We start from the raw sequence: 16,543 nt of genomic DNA, 5'->3' as shown, positions 1-16,543 counted from the left end.
ACCCTCGTCCTACGCACCGACACCACCGGAAACCCCACCTTCACCCACCTCCTCCACCGCGTCCGCGACACCGACCTCACCGCCTACGACCACCAGGACCTCCCCTTCCAGCGCCTCGTGGAGCACCTGCGGCCAGCCCGGAAGTCCGGCCGACACCCGCTGTTCCAGATCGCCCTGTCCCGCGCGGACCGCACCCCGACCACCACCCCCCTGCCGGGGCTGGGCTGCACGCCGGAACCGACCCGGCTGGCCATCGCGAAGTTCGACCTCGACATCACGGTGGCGGACGAACCGGTCGACGCCGATCTCGACATCACCATCACCTACGCGACCGACCTCTTCGTCCAGGAGACCGTCGAGCTGATCGGCGCGCGCCTGCTCGCGATCCTGCGCCAGGTCGCCCGGCAACCCGCCACCCCGATCAGCCGGCTCGACATCCTCACCGCCGCGGAGCGGCGGCATCTGCTGGCCGAGGCCGCCGCGAGCGCCACCGCGACCGTGGCGTGCAGCGTCGTGCGGGCCTTCGACGAGCAGGCCGACCGCACCCCGGACAACGTCGCGGTGACCGACGGACAGATCGCCCTGACGTACGCGGAACTGCGGGACCGCGCCGAACGGCTGGCCCGGACGCTGCGCGCGGCCGGCGTGACCACCGAGACGCCCGTACCGATGCTCATGCAACGGTCGGTGGACCTCGTCGTCGCCATCCTCGCCGTCCTCAAGGCCGGCGGCGCCTACCTACCCATCCACACCGCCTACCCGCTGAGCCGGATGCGGGCGGTGGCCGCGGACAGCACGTCACCGGTCCTCCTGGTGGACGCGGCGTTCGCCGACCACGAACTGGTCGCCCAGGAGCGGGCCACGGGCCGGCAGGTGCTGACCTGCGAGCCCGACCCGGCTGCCGAGGGCGTCGACCTGCCGGACGTACACCCCGACCAGCTCTGTTACGTCATGTACACGTCCGGCTCGACCGGCGAGCCCAAGGGCATCCAGATTCCCCACCAGGGCGTCGTCGACCTCGTCCGCGATCCCAGCTGGGCCATGCACCCCGACGACCGTGTCCTCTTCCACGCCCCGCACGCCTTCGACGCCTCCACCTGGGAACTCTGGGGACCGCTCCTCGCCGGCGGCCAGGTCGTCGTCGCCCCACCCGGCAACCTCGACGCGACCACCCTCCAGAACCTCATCCACGGACACAAGATCACCCGCCTCAGCTTGACCGCCGGCCTGTTCCGCGTGGTCGCCGACGAACTCGTCGACGCCTTCACCACCCTCACCGAGGTCACCACCGGCGGCGACGTGATCTCCCCGCAGGCCGTCAACGACACCCTCGCCCACTGCCCCACCACCATCGTCCGCACCACGTACGGCCCCACCGAGATGACCCTCTGCGTCACCCAGTACCCCTGGCGACAGGGCGAACAGGCCGGCGCCACCGTCCCCCTCGGACACCCCCTACGCGACACCCACCTCTACGTCCTCGACCAGCACCTCCAGCCAGCGCCCACCGGCGTTCCCGGCGAGCTGTACCTCGCCGGCACCGGCACCGCCCGCGGCTACCTCAACCGCCCCGACCTCACCACCACCCGCTTCGTCGCCAACCCCTACGGACCCCCCGGCACCCGCATGTACCGCACCGGCGACCTCGCCCGCTGGGACACCAACGGACACCTCCACTTCCTCGGCCGCACCGACGACCAAGTCAAGATCCGCGGCTACCGCATCGAACTCGGCGAAATCGAGTCCACCCTCACCGCACGACCCGACCTCCGCCACGCCGCCGTCATCGCCCGCGAAGACCAACCCGGCGACAAACACCTCGTCGCCTACCTCGTCCCCACCGACAACGCCCCCGTGGACCTGACCGCACTACGCCAGGACCTCGCGGCACACCTGCCCGACTACATGGTCCCCACCGCCTACGTCACCATGAACGCCCTGCCCATCACCGCCAACGGCAAACTCGACCGCAACGCCCTGCCGGCACCGGAGCGGCAGACCACCGTCGACGACACTCCCCGCACCGCCCGCCAGGACGTACTCTGCCGGCTCTTCGCCGACGTCCTCGGCCTGCCCGACGTCGGCACCGGCGACAACTTCTTCGACCTCGGCGGCCACTCCCTGCTCGCCACCCGCCTGGTCAACCGCATCCGCACCACCCTCGGCGTCGAAGTCGGCGTCCGCCAACTGTTCGAGAACCCCACCGTCGCCGCTCTCGAACCCCACCTGACCTCGGCCCGGCCCGCCCGTCCCACGCTTCGTGCGCGGTCGACGGGCAACCGCTGAGCCACAAGCGGAAGGAACACCGTGACGCTGCCTCCGGCCCTGCTCAAGGGCGACGAACTGTTCGAGCACGACGCCAGTGCCCCCTACGACGCCTCCCGTGACCTCTCCAAGTACCTGCTGATGCACTACGGCAGCGTGCAGGACCTGTTCAACCGGGACCAGCATCCGCTGGCGGGGGCCCACGGCTACTGCCAGCGCCTCTCCGACCTGCTGCGCTCGTGCGCGGAGCGGACCGGGACGACGGTGGCCCGCGCCCTCGACATCGGGTGCAGCGTCGGAGGCGTGACGCACGCGCTCAGCGGTTGGGTGCGCGACGAGGTCGTCGGCGTGGACGTCAGCCAGCGCTCCATCGAGATCGCCCAGTCGCTGACCGAACACGGCGGCGGGACCTTCAGCATCATCGAACAGGGGCCCTTCTACCGGGAGGTCGTGATCCGGGTCGCCGAGGCCGGCCGACGCGCCGGGCTGACCTTCGAGGTCGGCGACGCGAACGCGCTGCGGGCCCGGGAGGAGGCGTTCGACGCGGTCGTGCTCTCCAACGTCCTGGACCGGGTGCAGCAGCCGGCCGCCTGCCTGGAGCAGTTCTCCACCTCGGCGGCCATCCTGCGCAGCGGTGGCCTGATGATGGTCGCCTGTCCCTGGTCGTGGTATCCGGAGTACAGCGCTCCGAGCGAGTGGCTGGGCTCGGCGGCGACCGCCACGCCGAGCGAAGAGGCGCTCAAGACCCTGCTGCGGGACGACTTCGAGCTGGTAGCCGAGGTCGACGAACCCGGTGTGCTGCGGCAGAACCCGCGTGAGTACGACTGGTTCGAGTCACACGTGACGGTTTGGCGCAAGCGGTGAGCGAAGTCGTGACCACGGGGGACGGAACGGTACTGCCACTGTCGTACGCCCAGCGCCGGCTGTGGTTCATGTACAAGCTGGACGGACCGTCGGCGACGTACAACGTTCCACTGATCAACCGCTTCCGGGAGCGGGTCGACCCGGACACGCTCTGGGCGGCGGTGGCCGACGTGGTCGCCCGGCACGAGGTGCTGCGGACGGTCTACGTCGAGGTCGACGGTGAGCCGGCGCAGCGGATCCTGCCGCCGGCCGAGGCGGGGGTGGACACCGGGCACGAGACGGTGACCGCCGACGAGGTGGACGCGCGGGTGGTCGGGGCCTGCGCGCGCACGTTCGACCTGTCCACCGAGCTCCCGCTGGCGGTACGGCTGTTCACCGTCGCCGAGGACGATCACGTGCTGGTGCTGGTCCTGCACCACATCGCGGCCGACGGCGCGTCGATGGGGCCGCTGGGTCGGGACCTGTCGCAGGCGTACGCGGCCCGGTTGGCCGGCACGGCCCCGGACTGGGAGCCGCTGCCGGTGCAGTACGGCGACTACACGCTCTGGCAGCGGGACCTGCTCGGCAGCGACGACGACCCGGCCAGCGAGGTCAACCGGCAGCTGGACTTCTGGCGGCGCACCCTGCGTGGGCTGCCGGAGGAGCTGACCCTGCCCACCGACTTCCCCCGTCCGGTCCAGTCGTCCCACCGCGGGGGCACGGTCGAGTTCACCGTCGACGCACAGACCCACGGGCGGCTGCGGAGCCTGGCCCAGGCCGAACAGGTGACCGTGTACATGGTCGTCCAGGCGGCCATCGCCACCCTGCTCACCCGCCTGGGCTCCGGGACCGACGTCCCGTTGGGCACCGCGGTGTCGGGCCGCTCGGACGAGGCACTGGACGACCTGGTCGGGTTCTTCGTCAACTCGCTGGTGCTGCGTACCGACACCTCCGGTGATCCGACCTTCGTCGAGCTGCTGCACCGGGTCCGGACGCTGGACCTGGCCGCCTTCGACCACCAGGACCTGCCGTTCGAGCGCCTCATCGAGGAACTCCAGCCGACCCGCTCGCTGTCCCGGCACCCGCTGTTCCAGGTCTTCTTCCTCCTGGCCAGCGGCGGCACCGAGGACGTGCCGCTGCTCGGGTTGGCCGGCACGCCGCAACGCTCCACCCACGACGTGGCCAAGTTCGACCTCTCGTTCGTCCTCGCCGAACAGCGGGACGCGGCCGGGGAACCGGCGGGGATCAAGGGCCTGGTCGAGTACGCCGAGGACCTGTTCCGCCGGGACTCCGCGCAGGCCGTCGCCGCGCAACTGGTCCGCGTGCTGGCGGCGGTGGCCACCGCGCCCCGACAGCCGATCAGCGCGATCGACCTGCTGGACGAGGCCACCCGGAACCGGCTGCTCGACACCGCCGGCGCCACCGCCCGTCCGGTGCCGGACGGTTCGATCCTGGGCATGATCGCCGAGCAGGTCGCGCGCCGGCCGGAGGCGGTCGCGGTGATCGCCGGGGACCGGGAGCTGACCTACCGGGAACTCGACGAGCAGGCCGACCGGCTGGCCGGCATCCTCCGGCGGTGCGGGGTGGGTCCGGAGCGGATCGTCGCCCTTCCCCTGGACCGGTCGGAGCGGCTGCTCGTGGCGATCCTGGCGGTGTGGAAGGCCGGTGGGGCGTACCTGCCGATCGACACCGAACACCCGGCCGAGCGGATCTCCTTCATGCTCGACGACGCCCGGCCGGTGCTGCTGCTGACCGACCGGGAGTCGGCGGACGCGCTGCCCGACGTCGACGGGTGTCCCCGGATCGTGCTGGACGAGGCGGCGGTGACCGGGCTGCTGCCGCAGGCCGCCGACGCCGTCCGCCCGGTCGTGGCGCCCGACAACGCCGCCTACGTGATCTACACGTCCGGGTCGACGGGACGCCCCAAGGGGGTCGTCGTGTCCCACGCGAACCTGGTCAACTACCAGGTCGCCATCGCCGAGTTCCTGTGCCTGACCGCGCAGGACCGGCTCGCCGCGATCACCACGCCGGCGTTCGACATGTCGGTCCTCGACCTGTTCGCCCCGCTGGTCGCGGGGGCCACGGTGGTGCTGGTCCGCCGGGAGGTGGTCCCGGATCCGTCCGCGCTGGCGGAGGTGGTCCGCGACCGGGGCGTCACCGTCATGCAGACCACGCCGAGCCTGTGGCAGGTGCTCCTGGCGACCGCGCCGGACGCCATGCGCGGCCTCCTGCTGATCACCGGGGGCGAGGCCCTGTCCCGCCAGCTCGCCGACCGGATGCGCGAGATCGGCCGTCGGGTGATCAACGGATACGGTCCGACCGAGACGACGGTCAGCTGCACGGACGCGGTGATCGAGGACCGGCCCGGAGGCCCGTCGATCGGGCATCCGGTCGCCAACACCCGGGCGTACGTCCTCGACGAGCGCCTGCGGCCCGTGCCCGAGGGCACGGCCGGCGATCTGTACATCGGTGGCGCCGGGGTGACCCGCGGCTACCTGGGGCGGCCGGGGCTGACCGCCACCCGGTTCGTCGCCGACCCGTACGGCGGGCCCGGCGCGCGGATGTACCACACCGGCGACCTGGTCCGGTGGGCCCGCGACGGTCACCTGGAGTACCTGGGCCGCACCGACGACCAGGTGAAGATCCGCGGGTTCCGGATCGAGCTGGGTGAGATCGTCGCCGCCCTCGACGCGCACCCGGACGTGGCCTCCTCGGTGGTCACCGTGCACACCGGCGGCAACGACGATCGCTCCCTGGTCGGTTACCTCGCCCGACGGCCCGGAACGGAACCGGACCTCGACGGTCTCCGGGCGCACCTGGCCGCCCGGCTGCCCGACTACATGGTGCCCCCGTCGCTGGTCGTACTGGACGCGCTGCCGCTGAACGCCAACGGCAAGGTGGACCGGGCGGCGCTGCCGGAGCCGGAGCGGCGCACGGGTGGGCGTCCCCCGGCCACGCCCCGCCAGCAGGTCCTCGCCGACCTCTTCGCCGAGGTGCTCGGGGTGCCCGACCCGGGGGTGGACGACAGCTTCTTCGACCTGGGTGGGCACTCGCTGCTCACGCCCCGCCTGGTGAACCGGATCAGGGCGGTGCTCGGCGTCGAGGTCGGCGTCCGGACGGTGTTCGCCGCCCCGACCGTCGCGCAACTCGACCGCCTCCTCGACCAGGAGCAGCCGACGGGGCTGGAAACGGTGCTGACCTACCGTCGTTCGGGCGAGCGGACCCCGGTGTTCGTGCTACCGCCGGCGAACGGGCTCGGCTGGGGCTACTCGGCCCTGCCCCGGCACGTCCCGCCGGGCCACCCGATCCACGCGCTCCAGGACCCGAGGCTGGCCGGCGGGCGGGTGGACGACCGCAGCCTGGCCGACCTGGCCGCCGGATTCCACCAGCAGATCACCACGATCCAGCCCACCGGCCCGTACCTGCTGGCCGGCTGGTCGTTCGGGGGCACCCTGGCTCACCAGGTGGCGGTGGCGTTGCGGGCCGGTGGCGCCGAGGTGGCGCTGCTCGTCCTGCTCGACGCCCGGCCCGGCGGCGACGGTCCGTACGAGGCGACCGAGGAGGAGGCCCGCTACATCGCCCTGGACGGGGTGACCACCGACGTCGGTCCGGCGCGGCGGGAGCAGCTGGTGGCGGCGCAGAGCCCGCTGGCCTCGCTGGACGACCCGACGCTGGACCGGCTCGTCGCGGTGACCGCGGCGAACGTGCGGGCGCTCGCCAACCACTCGCCGGGCCACTTCGACGGTCCGACCCTCGGATTCGTCGCGACCCGGCACAACAAGGACTCCGACCTGCTCTGGCAGCCGTTCCTCGGCGGGACGGCGGAGTTCCACGACGTGGACTGCGGCCACCTCGACATCGTCAAGGCGGCTGCCATGTCCCGGATCGGCCCGATGATCGCGGAAAGGATGCAGGACGTTGACTGAGCAAACGGTCAAGAGGTTGACCAGGAGCCGCAAGCGGATGTGGGGTTGGACCTACCGATGATGACAGCCACCGTACCGCTGCCCCACCCCGGGCTGCTGCGCACCGCACCGCCGCCGGCCCTCGAGTCGCCGGCCATGTCCCGGATCCTGGCCGTCGGCACGGCCACCCCGGAGACGGCCTACAGCCAGCGGGACCTCGTCGAGATCCTCGGCATCCAGGACCCGCGGATCGCCGGGATCTACCTCAACAGCGCCATCGAGCGGCGGTTCCTGACCCTTCCCGAGCCGGACGGCAGCGGTGTCCCCCCGCGGGAGGACACCGGTCAGCTGCTGGCCAAGCACAAGACGCAGGGCATCGCGATGGGCACCCGCGCGGTGCAGGAGTGCCTCAAGCAGGCCGGGGCCGACCTCTCCGACGTCCGCTACCTGTGCTGCGTGACCTCCACCGGCTTCCTCACGCCGGGGTTCAGCGCCCTGCTGATCCGGGAACTCGGGCTCGACCGGCACACCAGCCGCGCCGACATCGTCGGGATGGGCTGCAACGCCGGCCTGAACAGCCTCAACGTGGTGTCCGGCTGGGCCCGCGCGCACCCCGGCGAGTTGGCGGTGATGGTCTGCATCGAGGCCTGCTCGGCCGCGTACGTGTTCGACGGCACGATGCGGACCACAGTGGTGAACAGCCTCTTCGGTGACGGCTCGGCGGCCATCGCGATGGTCGCCGGGACCGAGCCGGAGGCGGCGACCGACCAGCCGCTGACGCCGCACGTCATCGACTTCACCAGCTGCATCATCCCCGAGGCGGTGGACGCGATGCGCTACGACTGGGACAGTTCGCAGAAGGCGTTCAGCTTCTTCCTCGACCCCGACATCCCGTACGTCGTGGGGGCCCACGCCCGGTTGACCGTGGACCGGCTGCTGGGTCGGGCCGGCCTGCGCCAGTCCGACATCGCGCACTGGCTCGTGCACTCCGGGGGCAAGAAGGTCATCGACGCCGTCGGCGTGAACCTCGGCCTCACCCGCTACGACCTGCGACACACCACCGGTGTCCTGCGCGACTACGGCAACCTGTCCAGCGGGTCGTTCCTCTTCTCCTACGAGCGCCTGGTCCAGGAGGGAACCGTCCGCCCCGGCGAGTACGGCGTCCTCATGACGATGGGGCCCGGTTCCACCATCGAGACCGCCCTGGTCCGCTGGTGACCCGCCCGGCCTCCCCTCCGCCCCTGCCACCCCACACGGGAGAAGACATGCAGCTCCAGCACTCCATCGACGGCAGCCTGCCGCTGCGCCCGGCGACCGTCGCGGCGCTCGACGCCTTCATCGACACCGTCGAGGACGCCCCCGTCGGTTCCGTGGCGCTTCTCGACCTCACCGGCGTCCCCACGCCGGCCGACACCGACCGGCCGCCGCTGGCCGTGGTGAACCGGTGGGAGCGGGTCCTGCGACGGCTGGAACGGGTCCACACCACCACGGTCGCCGTGGTGCGCGGAGACTGCGGCGGTACCGCCCTCGAGGCCCTGCTCGGCACCGACCTGCGGATCGCCACCGCCGACGCCCGCCTGCACCTGCCGGTCACCACCGACGGCGTCTGGCCGGGGATGGCCCTCTACCGGCTGGCGAACCAGGTCGGGTACGCCCGCCTGCGGCGCGCGGTGCTCCGCCCCGCGCCGATCCCGGCCGACCGGGCCGTCGCCCTGGACCTGGTGGACGAGGTCAGCGACGACGTCGCGACGACCCTCGCGGAGACGGTCGCCGCGCTCGCCGCCACCGCCGGACCGGACGTCGCCGTGCGCCGTCAGCTGATGCTCGACGCGACGACCACCCCGTTCGAGGAGGCGCTCGGCCGGCACCTCGCCGCCTGCGACCGGCTCCTGCGCCGCACCGACGCCGATGAGGTGCGCGATGTCGCGGCTCTCGTCTGAGCCGGTGGCGGGGCTGCCCGCCGCCCGCGAGATCACCGCCGCCGCGGCCCGGGTCGACGAGCTGACCGCCGTCCTGCCCGGTCCGGGGCAGCGTTCGCCGGAGCAGCGGACGGCCGTCACCGAGGCGCGCCGGCACGCCCGCGATCTCGTCGACGCGTTCCTGCGGTCGCACGTCGACCGCCTCTACGACGAGGTGACCGGGGACCGGTCCCGGTTCCTGCGGCTCGACGAGGTCTGCGCCGCCGTCGCCGAGGCGGTGCCCGGTCTCGTGCCCACCCGGGCACAGGTGGACGCGGAGCTGCGGCTGATCCCGACGGAGAAGGAGGGCCTGGACATCGACCAGAGCATCCTGGTCGGTCACCTGCTCCGGTCGGACGTCGCCGGACCGCACCTGCTGGAGGCGATGCGCCGGCCCACCGCGCGGGCACTGTCCCTGCTGCCGGAATTCACGCGCACCGGCGTGGCGGCGCTGGACGCGGTACGGGTCGAGGTCCACGACGGCGCGGCCCACCTGACCATGCAGCGGGACGACTGTCTCAACGCCGAGGACAACGCCCAGGTCGAGGACATGGAGACCGCCGTCGACCTGGCCATGCTGGCACCGTCGGTGCGGGTGGGTGTGCTGCGCGGCGGGGTGATGACCCATCCGCGGTACGCCGGGCGCCGGGTGTTCAGCGCGGGCATCAACCTGCGTTGTCTCCAGGCCGGGCAGATCTCCTACGTGGACTTCCTGCTCCGGCGGGAGCTGGGCTACATAGCCAAGATCGTCCATGGACTCAGCGGTGAGCGGGACCGCGCCTGGGACGGCGACGTGGTGCAGAAGCCGTGGATCGCGGCGGTGGACTCCTTCGCCATCGGCGGTGGCGCGCAACTCGTGCTGGCCTGCGACCGGGTGGTCGCCGAACGGGACGCCTTCTTCAGCCTGCCGGCCGCCCAGGAGGGGATCGTCCCGGGGCTGGGGAACCTGCGCCTCGGGCGGGTCGCCAACGGCCGGCTGTCCCGGCAGGTGATCCTCGCCGGGCGGCGGGTGTCGGCGAGCGAGCCGGACGGGAAGCTCTTCTTCGACGAGGTCGTCCCGGCGGAGGAGATGGACGCGGCGGTCGCGGCGGAGGTGGCCCGGATGGACGCCCCGGCGGTGGTCGCGAACCGGCGGATGCTCAACCTCGCCGAGGAGCCGCAGGACTGGTTCCGGGCCTACCTCGCGGAGTTCGCCGTCCAGCAGGCCCGGCGGCTCTACAGCGAGGACGTCATGCACAAAGTCACCCGTTTCGCCGCGGCTCCCCGGGCGGCGGCGGTGACAGGCTGACCCGTGACGGAGAAGGAGCGCGCCATGGTGGCAGCAGACGGCGAGGAGCCCCGGGTCCGGTACGAGAAGCGGGGCCGGGTCGCGTACGTGACCTTGAACCGGCCGCACGTGCTCAATGCCATGGACCTGCGGACGCACGAGGAACTCGGTCGGATCTGGGACGACTTCGAGGCCGACGACGAGCTGTGGGTGGCCGTGCTCACCGGCGCCGGGACGCGCGCCTTCTCCAGCGGGCAGGACCTCCGGGAGCGGGCCGATCGGGACCGCGCCGGTTCCGGCCCCACCACGTTCGGCAGTCGGGGGCAGCCCGGCTGGCCCCGACTGACCGAACGGTTCGAGTTGTCCAAGCCGGTCGTCGCCCGGGTGCGCGGCTACGCCCTGGGCGGCGGGTTCGAACTGGCGCTGGCCTGTGACGTCGTGGTGGCGTCCGAGGACGCGGTGTTCGCGCTGCCGGAGGCCCGGCTCGGGCTGGTCCCCGGTGCGGGCGGGGTGTTCCGGCTGGCCCGGCAGCTGCCGTTGAAGACGGCGATGGGTCACCTGCTGACCGGTCGGCGGCTCGACGCGCACCGCGCCTGGCAGCTCGGGCTGGTCAACGAGGTGGTGCCCGCCGACGACCTCGACGACTGCGTGGCGGGTTGGGTCGCCGACCTGCTGCGCAGCGCCCCCCTGGCGGTGCGGGCGATCAAGCAGGCGGCGATGCGGTCGGTGGACATGCCGCTGGAGCAGGCGTTCACCGCCCGCTACGAGTGGGAGCAGCGCCGGTCGACCAGCCGGGACGCGGTGGAGGGCCCCCGGGCGTTCGTGGAGAAGCGGGATCCGGTCTGGGAGGGCCGGTGACCGGTCCACGGCGGGGTTTCGGAAAGAGCTATCGCGATATATCGTTAGGACTCCCGAGCCTGACGGAGGTCGACCGATGCCCGACAGCCCTTCCGGGACTCCCCGCCATGTCCACGTCGGACCGGGCGAGAGCTCGGACATCCCGTTCCCGCCCCTGCCGGCGAAGCCGCCACCTCCGCTCCCCCCGCCCCCTCCCCCGCCGCCGGGCGGACGCCGGGGCGGCCGGATGCGTCGGGGCGACGTGCGGGCGGCCCTGCTGGCCCTGCTGCGCGAGCAGCCCCGCAACGGTTACCAGCTCATCCAGGCCGTCGCCGAGCGCAGCGGTGGCCACTGGCGACCCAGCCCCGGCTCGGTCTACCCGGCACTGTCCCAGTTGGAGGAGGAGGGCCTGGTCGCCGTCACCGGCACCGGCGCGGACCGGCGCTGCCAGCTCACCGAGGCCGGCCACGCCTTCGTGGCCGCCCACGGGGATCGCGTCAACGAGCCGTGGCGTGCCGCGGCCCGGCTGCTCCCCGAGCGGGCCGTCGAGGTGCGCCACGCCCTCGACGGGCTGACCGCGGCGGTGACCCAGGTGACCGCCATCGGCACCGACGACCAGCTGGCCCGCGCCGGACGGGTGCTGGACGCCGCCCGCCGTGACGTGTACCGCATCCTCGCCGACGACGACACCGCCGCCGACGCCTGAGCCCGACGTGTCAACCGACAGGAGACCAGTGATGAGTGCCCACCCCGGCGGTGCGGGCGTGCTCGACACGGCGGTGGCCGCGGACCGGCCGCTGCGCCGCAACCGCGACTTCCAGCTGCTGTGGAGCGGCTCGGCCTTCGCCTTCCTCGGCCGGGAGATCACCGATCTCGTCTATCCCCTGATGGTCCTGGCCATCACCGGGTCTCCCGGCTGGGCGGGCACGTTCGGGGGTGTGCAACTGTTCATGGCCCTGCTGGTCGGCATCCCGGCCGGCAGCGTCGCCGACACGTACGACCGGCGGAAGCTGCTCATCGTCATGGAGACCGCCCGCGCGACCGCCTCGGCGAGCGTCCTGGCGGCGGTCCTCCTCGACGCCGTCACCCTGCCGCACCTGCTCGGCGTGGCCGTCGTCGTCGGCACGGTGGGACCGCTGGGCGGCTCGGCGCGGATGCTCCTGGTCCGGGCGGTCGTACCGCCCCGGCAGCTCACCGCCGCGCTGACCCAGGAGGAGGTGCGTACCCACTCGGCGGCCCTCGGCGGACCACCGGTGGGCGGTTTCCTCTACAGCCTCGCCACCGTGCTGCCCTTCGTCGCGACCACGGTGTCGTTCACGGTGTCGTTGATCTGCGCCCTCTTCGTCCGGGTCCCCCGCCGCGACGACGCACCGGCCGCGCCGGTCGAGGCAGGTGGGACGGTCCGCCGCGCCCTCACCGGGCTCGCCCTGCTCTGGCGGGTGCCGACCCTGCGGCACAGCACCCTCTTCGCCATGGCGCTGAACATGGTCACCGCACCGCTCTTCCTGATCGTGCTGGTGATGCTGGACCGCGCCGGGGCCTCCCCCACCATGATCGGGTTGACCTCGGCCGGTCTGGCGGTCGGCGGCCTCACCGGCACCCTGCTGGTCCGCCCGTTGCACCGCGCGTTCTCCCCGGGCACGCTGATGCTGGTCCTCGGCGGAACGGCGGTGGCGTTCATCAGCGCGCTGGCCCTGCCCTGGGGCGCCTGGTGGCTGGCATCCGCGCTGTTCCTGCTCGGTCTGGGCGGGCCGTCGATGCGGGTCCTCGTCGACATCCTGATCTTCCGGCAGGTGCCCGACGAGCAGCGCGGACGGACGTTCACGGCGTTCATGACGGTGCTCGGGGCCGGGGCGTCGGTCGGTCTGTTCGCCTCCGGTCAGCTGCTCGAGCGGCTGCCGGCGGCGTACGCGATCCTCACCCTGGCCGGTGTCCTGGCGCTCGCGGTCGGGTGGGCCTTCACCGACCGGCGGATCCGCGAGGCCCGGTGGCCGGACGAGTCGCGGTAGCGGTCAGCGCCAACGGACCAGTCCCAACTGCGCGGCGGCGACACCGAGACCGAACCGGCCCTGCACTCCCAGCTGCTCCCCGATCATGGCCACCCGACGGCGGACCGTACGCGGGCTCACGTTCAGCCGTAGTGCCGTCGCCTCGTCGGTGTGCCCGGCGGCCAGCTGACGCAGGATGTCCTGGTCGAGCTTGCTGACCTCGAGAGTGGGCAGGGAGACACCAACGGGCGGGGCGGCAACGAGTCCGTTGTGGACGGGCATGGGTTGTTCCTCCTGAGTTCACTGGACCAGTCAGCCACGGCCGGCCCGCCCCAGTGTCGCAAGGCATGCCTTCCCAAACGCTTCCCGCCCAGTTCCATCGACGACCATAACATTGGCCTAAGTGCTGCTTCGCTACCGCAGAAGTTCCCGACACGTAGGGCGGTGACGTCGGAGCGAGGAGTATCGTCGCGGAAACTGCGACCCGGGGGGGTGTGGGGTGGAAGTTCGCATACTGGGGCCGGTGGAGGTGCGGCACGCCGGCTCCCCCGTCCGGCTCGCCCGGCGCCAGCAGCGGCTCATCCTCGGCATCTTCGCCCTCCGCGCCAACGAGCTGGTCTCGTCCAACCAGCTGATCGACCTGCTCTGGGGCGACTCGCCTCCCCGCCAGGCCCGAGCCGTCGTGCAGACGCGGGTCAGCGAGCTGCGGGCCGTCCTCAACGGGTCGGCCGACCCGGCGGTACGCCTGCGCACCCGTGGCGGCGGCTACCTCCTCGAATCCGCGCCCGAGGCGATCGACGCGCAGCACTTCCTCACTTTGGTCCGGGCCTCCCGGACCGAGCGGGACGGCAGCGCCGCCATCCGGACCCTGCGCCGCGCCCTCGACCTGTGGCGGGGGCCGGTGCTGGGCGGCGACGTCCCCAACGAACTCTGCGCGACGCTCTGCCAGGGACTGGAGTCCGCTCGGCTGACCGCCACCGAGGAACTGTTCGATCTGGAGCTGGGGCTCGGCAACCAGCAGCGCATCGTCGACGAACTCCTCGCCACCGCCCGGGTCAATCCCGCCCGGGAGCGGCTCGTCGGCCAGCTCATGCTGGCCCTGACCAGGGTCGGGCGCAGCGCCGAGGCACTCAGCTACTACGACGAGTGGCGCCGGTGGCTGGCCGACGAGTTCGGTGTGGACCCGCAGCCGGACGTCCAACGGCTGCACCTGTCCATCCTGCGGGAGGGGGAGGGCGAGCCGCCGGCCGATCCACCGGACGAACCCCTGCCGGCCGGTGTCACCGACCAGTCGGGGGTCACCTTCCGGGGCGGCATGCCCCGCCTGCTGCCGCCGGACGTGAGCGATTTCACCGGGCGGACGGCGGAGATCGGCCGGATCCGCCGGCTGCTCACCGCGCCGACCCGCACCGGAGTGGCGGTGGTGGCCGTGACCGGCCCCGGCGGGGTCGGCAAGACGGCGCTGTCGGTGCACGTCGCACACACCCTCAAGGAGGACTTCCCCGACGGGCAGATGTACGCCAACCTGCGCGGACCCGACCACCGTACCCCGATCGACCCGGCCGAGGTGCTCGGTCGTTTCCTGCGGGCGCTCGGCGTCGACGGCGCGGCCGTGCCGGAGACCATCGAGGAACGGGCCGACCTCTACCGCGACCTGCTCGCCGAGCGCCGGGTGCTGGTGGTGCTCGACAACGCGGCCTCCGACGACCAGATCGCCCCGCTCGTGCCGGCCGGACGCCGGTGCGCGGTCATCATCAACGGTCGCACCCACCTCGGCTCGACGTTCGGCGCGCCCGCCCTGCGCCTGGAGATCTTCGAAGCGGGGCAGGCGGTGGAGTTGCTGGGGCACGTCGCCGGCACCGCCCGGCTGCGGGCCGAGCCCGAGGCCGCGGCCGAGCTGTGCCGCCAGTGCGGTTTCCTGCCGCTGGCGCTGCGGGTGCTCGGCGCCCGGCTCGCGGCCAAGCCACACTGGAGCGTGGCCAAGCTGAGCGGGATGCTGCGCGACGAGAGCGGACGGCTCGACCAGTTCAGCTATCACGACCTGGACGTCCGGGCGAGTCTGGCGATCAGCTACGCCGGCCTCTCCCCGGCCGCGCAACGCCTGCTGCGCCTGACCGGCCACGTCGACCTGGCCTACACCGACTCCTGGATCGCGGCGGCGCTGCTGGACGTCAGCGCCGCGCAGGGCGAGACGTTGCTGGAGGAGCTCTTCGACGGGCAGCTGGTGGACGTCGCCGAGGCCGACCCGGTGAGCGGTTCCCGGTTCCGCCTGCACCATCTGGTCCGCCTCTTCGCCCGGGAGCGCGCCGACGCCGAGGAGGACGGCAACGACCTGGCGGCGGCGCGCGTCCGGGTGTTCGGGGCGTGGCTGTCCATGGCGGACAGTGCCTACCGGGCGATCCACGGTGGGCCCTACCAGACGGTCCGGGTCTCCGTCGAGCGGTACGCGGTCGACGACGCCCAGCGGATCCGTCCCGCCGAGGGGCCGGTCACCTGGTTCGAGAGCGAACGGGCCGCGCTGGCCGTGGTCGCCCGCCGGGCCGCGAAGGAGGGACACGCCGCAGCGTGCTGGGAGCTGGTCAACATCACCTCGCCGTTGTTCCAGATGCGTCGCTACTTCACCGAGTGGCACGACCTGATCGTCCTGGGCCTCGACGCGGCACGTGCGGCCGGTGACCGGCTCGGCGAGGCGACGATGCTGTACCGCCTCGCCATGCACAGCACCGACCGCCGTGAGTTCGGTCGGGCCGAGGAGTACATCGCCCTCTCCCGGGAGATCTTCGCCACCACGGGCAGCCTGCACGGACGAGCGCTCGTGAATGCCTTTGCCGCGTCCCTGAGCCGAATCAAGGGGCACGAGCGCGACGCACTCGTCCGATACAAGGAGGTACTTCCGGAATTGGTCGACGCCCGGGACTGGAGTTCCGCCGCGCTCGCACTCCGAGGTATCGGACAAATACATCTCAACCAGCAGGACCATTCGACCGCCGACCACTATTTCGGTCAGGCACTGGACATGTGTCGACTGGGTGGATCGACGAGACTGGAAGCGCAGGTGCTGTTCTGGCAGGGCATGCTCCGGGTGCGACAGGAGCGGTTCACCGAGGCCGAGCCGCTGTTCTCCCGGGTACTGTCGGCTAGCCGACAATTGGGCGACCTCACCGGCGAGGGCCAGGCCCTGCACGGGCTCAGTCGCTGCTACCAGGGCCTCGGCCAGGTGGAACGGGCCCGGAAGACCCTGCATACCGCCCTTGTGCTGTGCCGACAGCCGCGCCCGACGCTGCTGGAGGGCACGATCCGACGTGCCCTCGCGGATCTCGAATTGGCGACCGGTGGCCGGAACCGGTCAACAGTTCCCATTAGTGCAGACACTGTTCCTCGCGTGGACTAACGTCGATGACACCAGAACGCGAGAGGAAGTCACGATGCAGGGATTCACGGCGCGGTCCACCTCCTACCGCAACGATTGGGAGTGGCACT

General features: G+C 72.2%; 11 protein-coding genes. 10 read left to right on the top strand and 1 reads right to left on the bottom strand.

Translation table 11 applies throughout. The features are described from left to right. The 9 genes from AB0F58_RS28690 to AB0F58_RS28650 all read left to right on the top strand — a co-directional run. A partial coding sequence (locus tag AB0F58_RS28690; protein ID WP_357149553.1) for an amino acid adenylation domain-containing protein occupies positions 1–2,286 on the top strand: 2,286 nt, incomplete at its 5' end. 21 nt (positions 2,287–2,307) lie between these two features. Beyond that, positions 2,308–3,129, top strand: coding sequence for a methyltransferase domain-containing protein (locus AB0F58_RS28685; protein WP_357149550.1), 822 nt, complete (start codon positions 2,308–2,310; stop codon positions 3,127–3,129). Beyond that, entirely contained in the window at positions 3,126–7,034 is a 3,909-nt protein-coding gene (locus tag AB0F58_RS28680; protein ID WP_357149548.1) for an amino acid adenylation domain-containing protein, read from the top strand. Before AB0F58_RS28685 ends, AB0F58_RS28680 begins: the two co-directional genes overlap by 4 nt. A gap of 57 nt (positions 7,035–7,091) precedes the next feature. Then, positions 7,092–8,231 carry a 3,5-dihydroxyphenylacetyl-CoA synthase DpgA gene (gene dpgA / locus AB0F58_RS28675; protein WP_357149546.1) on the top strand — a complete coding sequence of 380 codons (1,140 nt, stop codon included), beginning with the start codon at positions 7,092–7,094 and terminating at the stop codon, positions 8,229–8,231. A 47-nt stretch (positions 8,232–8,278) separates the two neighbouring features. Then, complete coding sequence (gene dpgB, locus AB0F58_RS28670; RefSeq protein WP_357149543.1) at positions 8,279–8,953, top strand: enoyl-CoA-hydratase DpgB; 675 nt, start codon at positions 8,279–8,281, stop codon at positions 8,951–8,953. Then, positions 8,934–10,259, top strand: coding sequence for a (3,5-dihydroxyphenyl)acetyl-CoA 1,2-dioxygenase DpgC (gene dpgC / locus AB0F58_RS28665; RefSeq protein ID WP_357149541.1), 1,326 nt, complete (start codon positions 8,934–8,936; stop codon positions 10,257–10,259). Before dpgB ends, dpgC begins: the two co-directional genes overlap by 20 nt. A gap of 24 nt (positions 10,260–10,283) precedes the next feature. Then, on the top strand, positions 10,284–11,096 hold the full coding sequence (gene dpgD, locus AB0F58_RS28660) for an enoyl-CoA-hydratase DpgD (protein WP_357149538.1): 813 nt from the start codon (positions 10,284–10,286) through the stop codon (positions 11,094–11,096). A gap of 226 nt (positions 11,097–11,322) precedes the next feature. Then, the gene (locus AB0F58_RS28655) at positions 11,323–11,781 is read left to right on the top strand and encodes a PadR family transcriptional regulator (protein ID WP_357149535.1); all 459 of its coding nucleotides are present in this window, start codon (positions 11,323–11,325) and stop codon (positions 11,779–11,781) included. Between the two features lie 31 nt (positions 11,782–11,812). Next, complete coding sequence (locus AB0F58_RS28650) at positions 11,813–13,084, top strand: MFS transporter (protein WP_357149532.1); 1,272 nt, start codon at positions 11,813–11,815, stop codon at positions 13,082–13,084. 3 nt (positions 13,085–13,087) lie between these two features. Here the strand turns inward: AB0F58_RS28650 and AB0F58_RS28645 are convergent, their stop codons facing one another. After that, the gene (locus AB0F58_RS28645) at positions 13,088–13,345 is read right to left on the bottom strand and encodes a LuxR C-terminal-related transcriptional regulator (RefSeq protein ID WP_357149530.1); all 258 of its coding nucleotides are present in this window, start codon (positions 13,343–13,345) and stop codon (positions 13,088–13,090) included. Between the two features lie 241 nt (positions 13,346–13,586). On the opposite strand from AB0F58_RS28645, the gene AB0F58_RS28640 reads away from it, so the two are divergent. Further along, complete coding sequence (locus tag AB0F58_RS28640) at positions 13,587–16,454, top strand: BTAD domain-containing putative transcriptional regulator (protein ID WP_357149527.1); 2,868 nt, start codon at positions 13,587–13,589, stop codon at positions 16,452–16,454. Positions 16,455–16,543: the final 89 nt, after the last annotated feature.

Origin of the sequence: Micromonospora sp. NPDC023956 (genome assembly GCF_040639195.1) — a bacterium.
GTDB lineage: Bacteria > Actinomycetota > Actinomycetes > Mycobacteriales > Micromonosporaceae > Micromonospora.
This window is presented reverse-complemented; position numbering and strand designations above follow the sequence as displayed.

Coding starts and splice junctions, on each gene's coding strand:
- dpgA (WP_357149546.1), top strand. CDS start 7,092: ATGATGACAGCCACCGTACCGCTGCCCCACCCCGGGCTGCTGCGCACC.
- dpgD (WP_357149538.1), top strand. CDS start 10,284: ATGGTGGCAGCAGACGGCGAGGAGCCCCGGGTCCGGTACGAGAAGCGG.
- AB0F58_RS28655 (WP_357149535.1), top strand. CDS start 11,323: ATGCGTCGGGGCGACGTGCGGGCGGCCCTGCTGGCCCTGCTGCGCGAG.
- AB0F58_RS28645 (WP_357149530.1), bottom strand. CDS start 13,345: ATGCCCGTCCACAACGGACTCGTTGCCGCCCCGCCCGTTGGTGTCTCC.
- AB0F58_RS28650 (WP_357149532.1), top strand. CDS start 11,813: ATGAGTGCCCACCCCGGCGGTGCGGGCGTGCTCGACACGGCGGTGGCC.
- dpgB (WP_357149543.1), top strand. CDS start 8,279: ATGCAGCTCCAGCACTCCATCGACGGCAGCCTGCCGCTGCGCCCGGCG.
- dpgC (WP_357149541.1), top strand. CDS start 8,934: ATGTCGCGGCTCTCGTCTGAGCCGGTGGCGGGGCTGCCCGCCGCCCGC.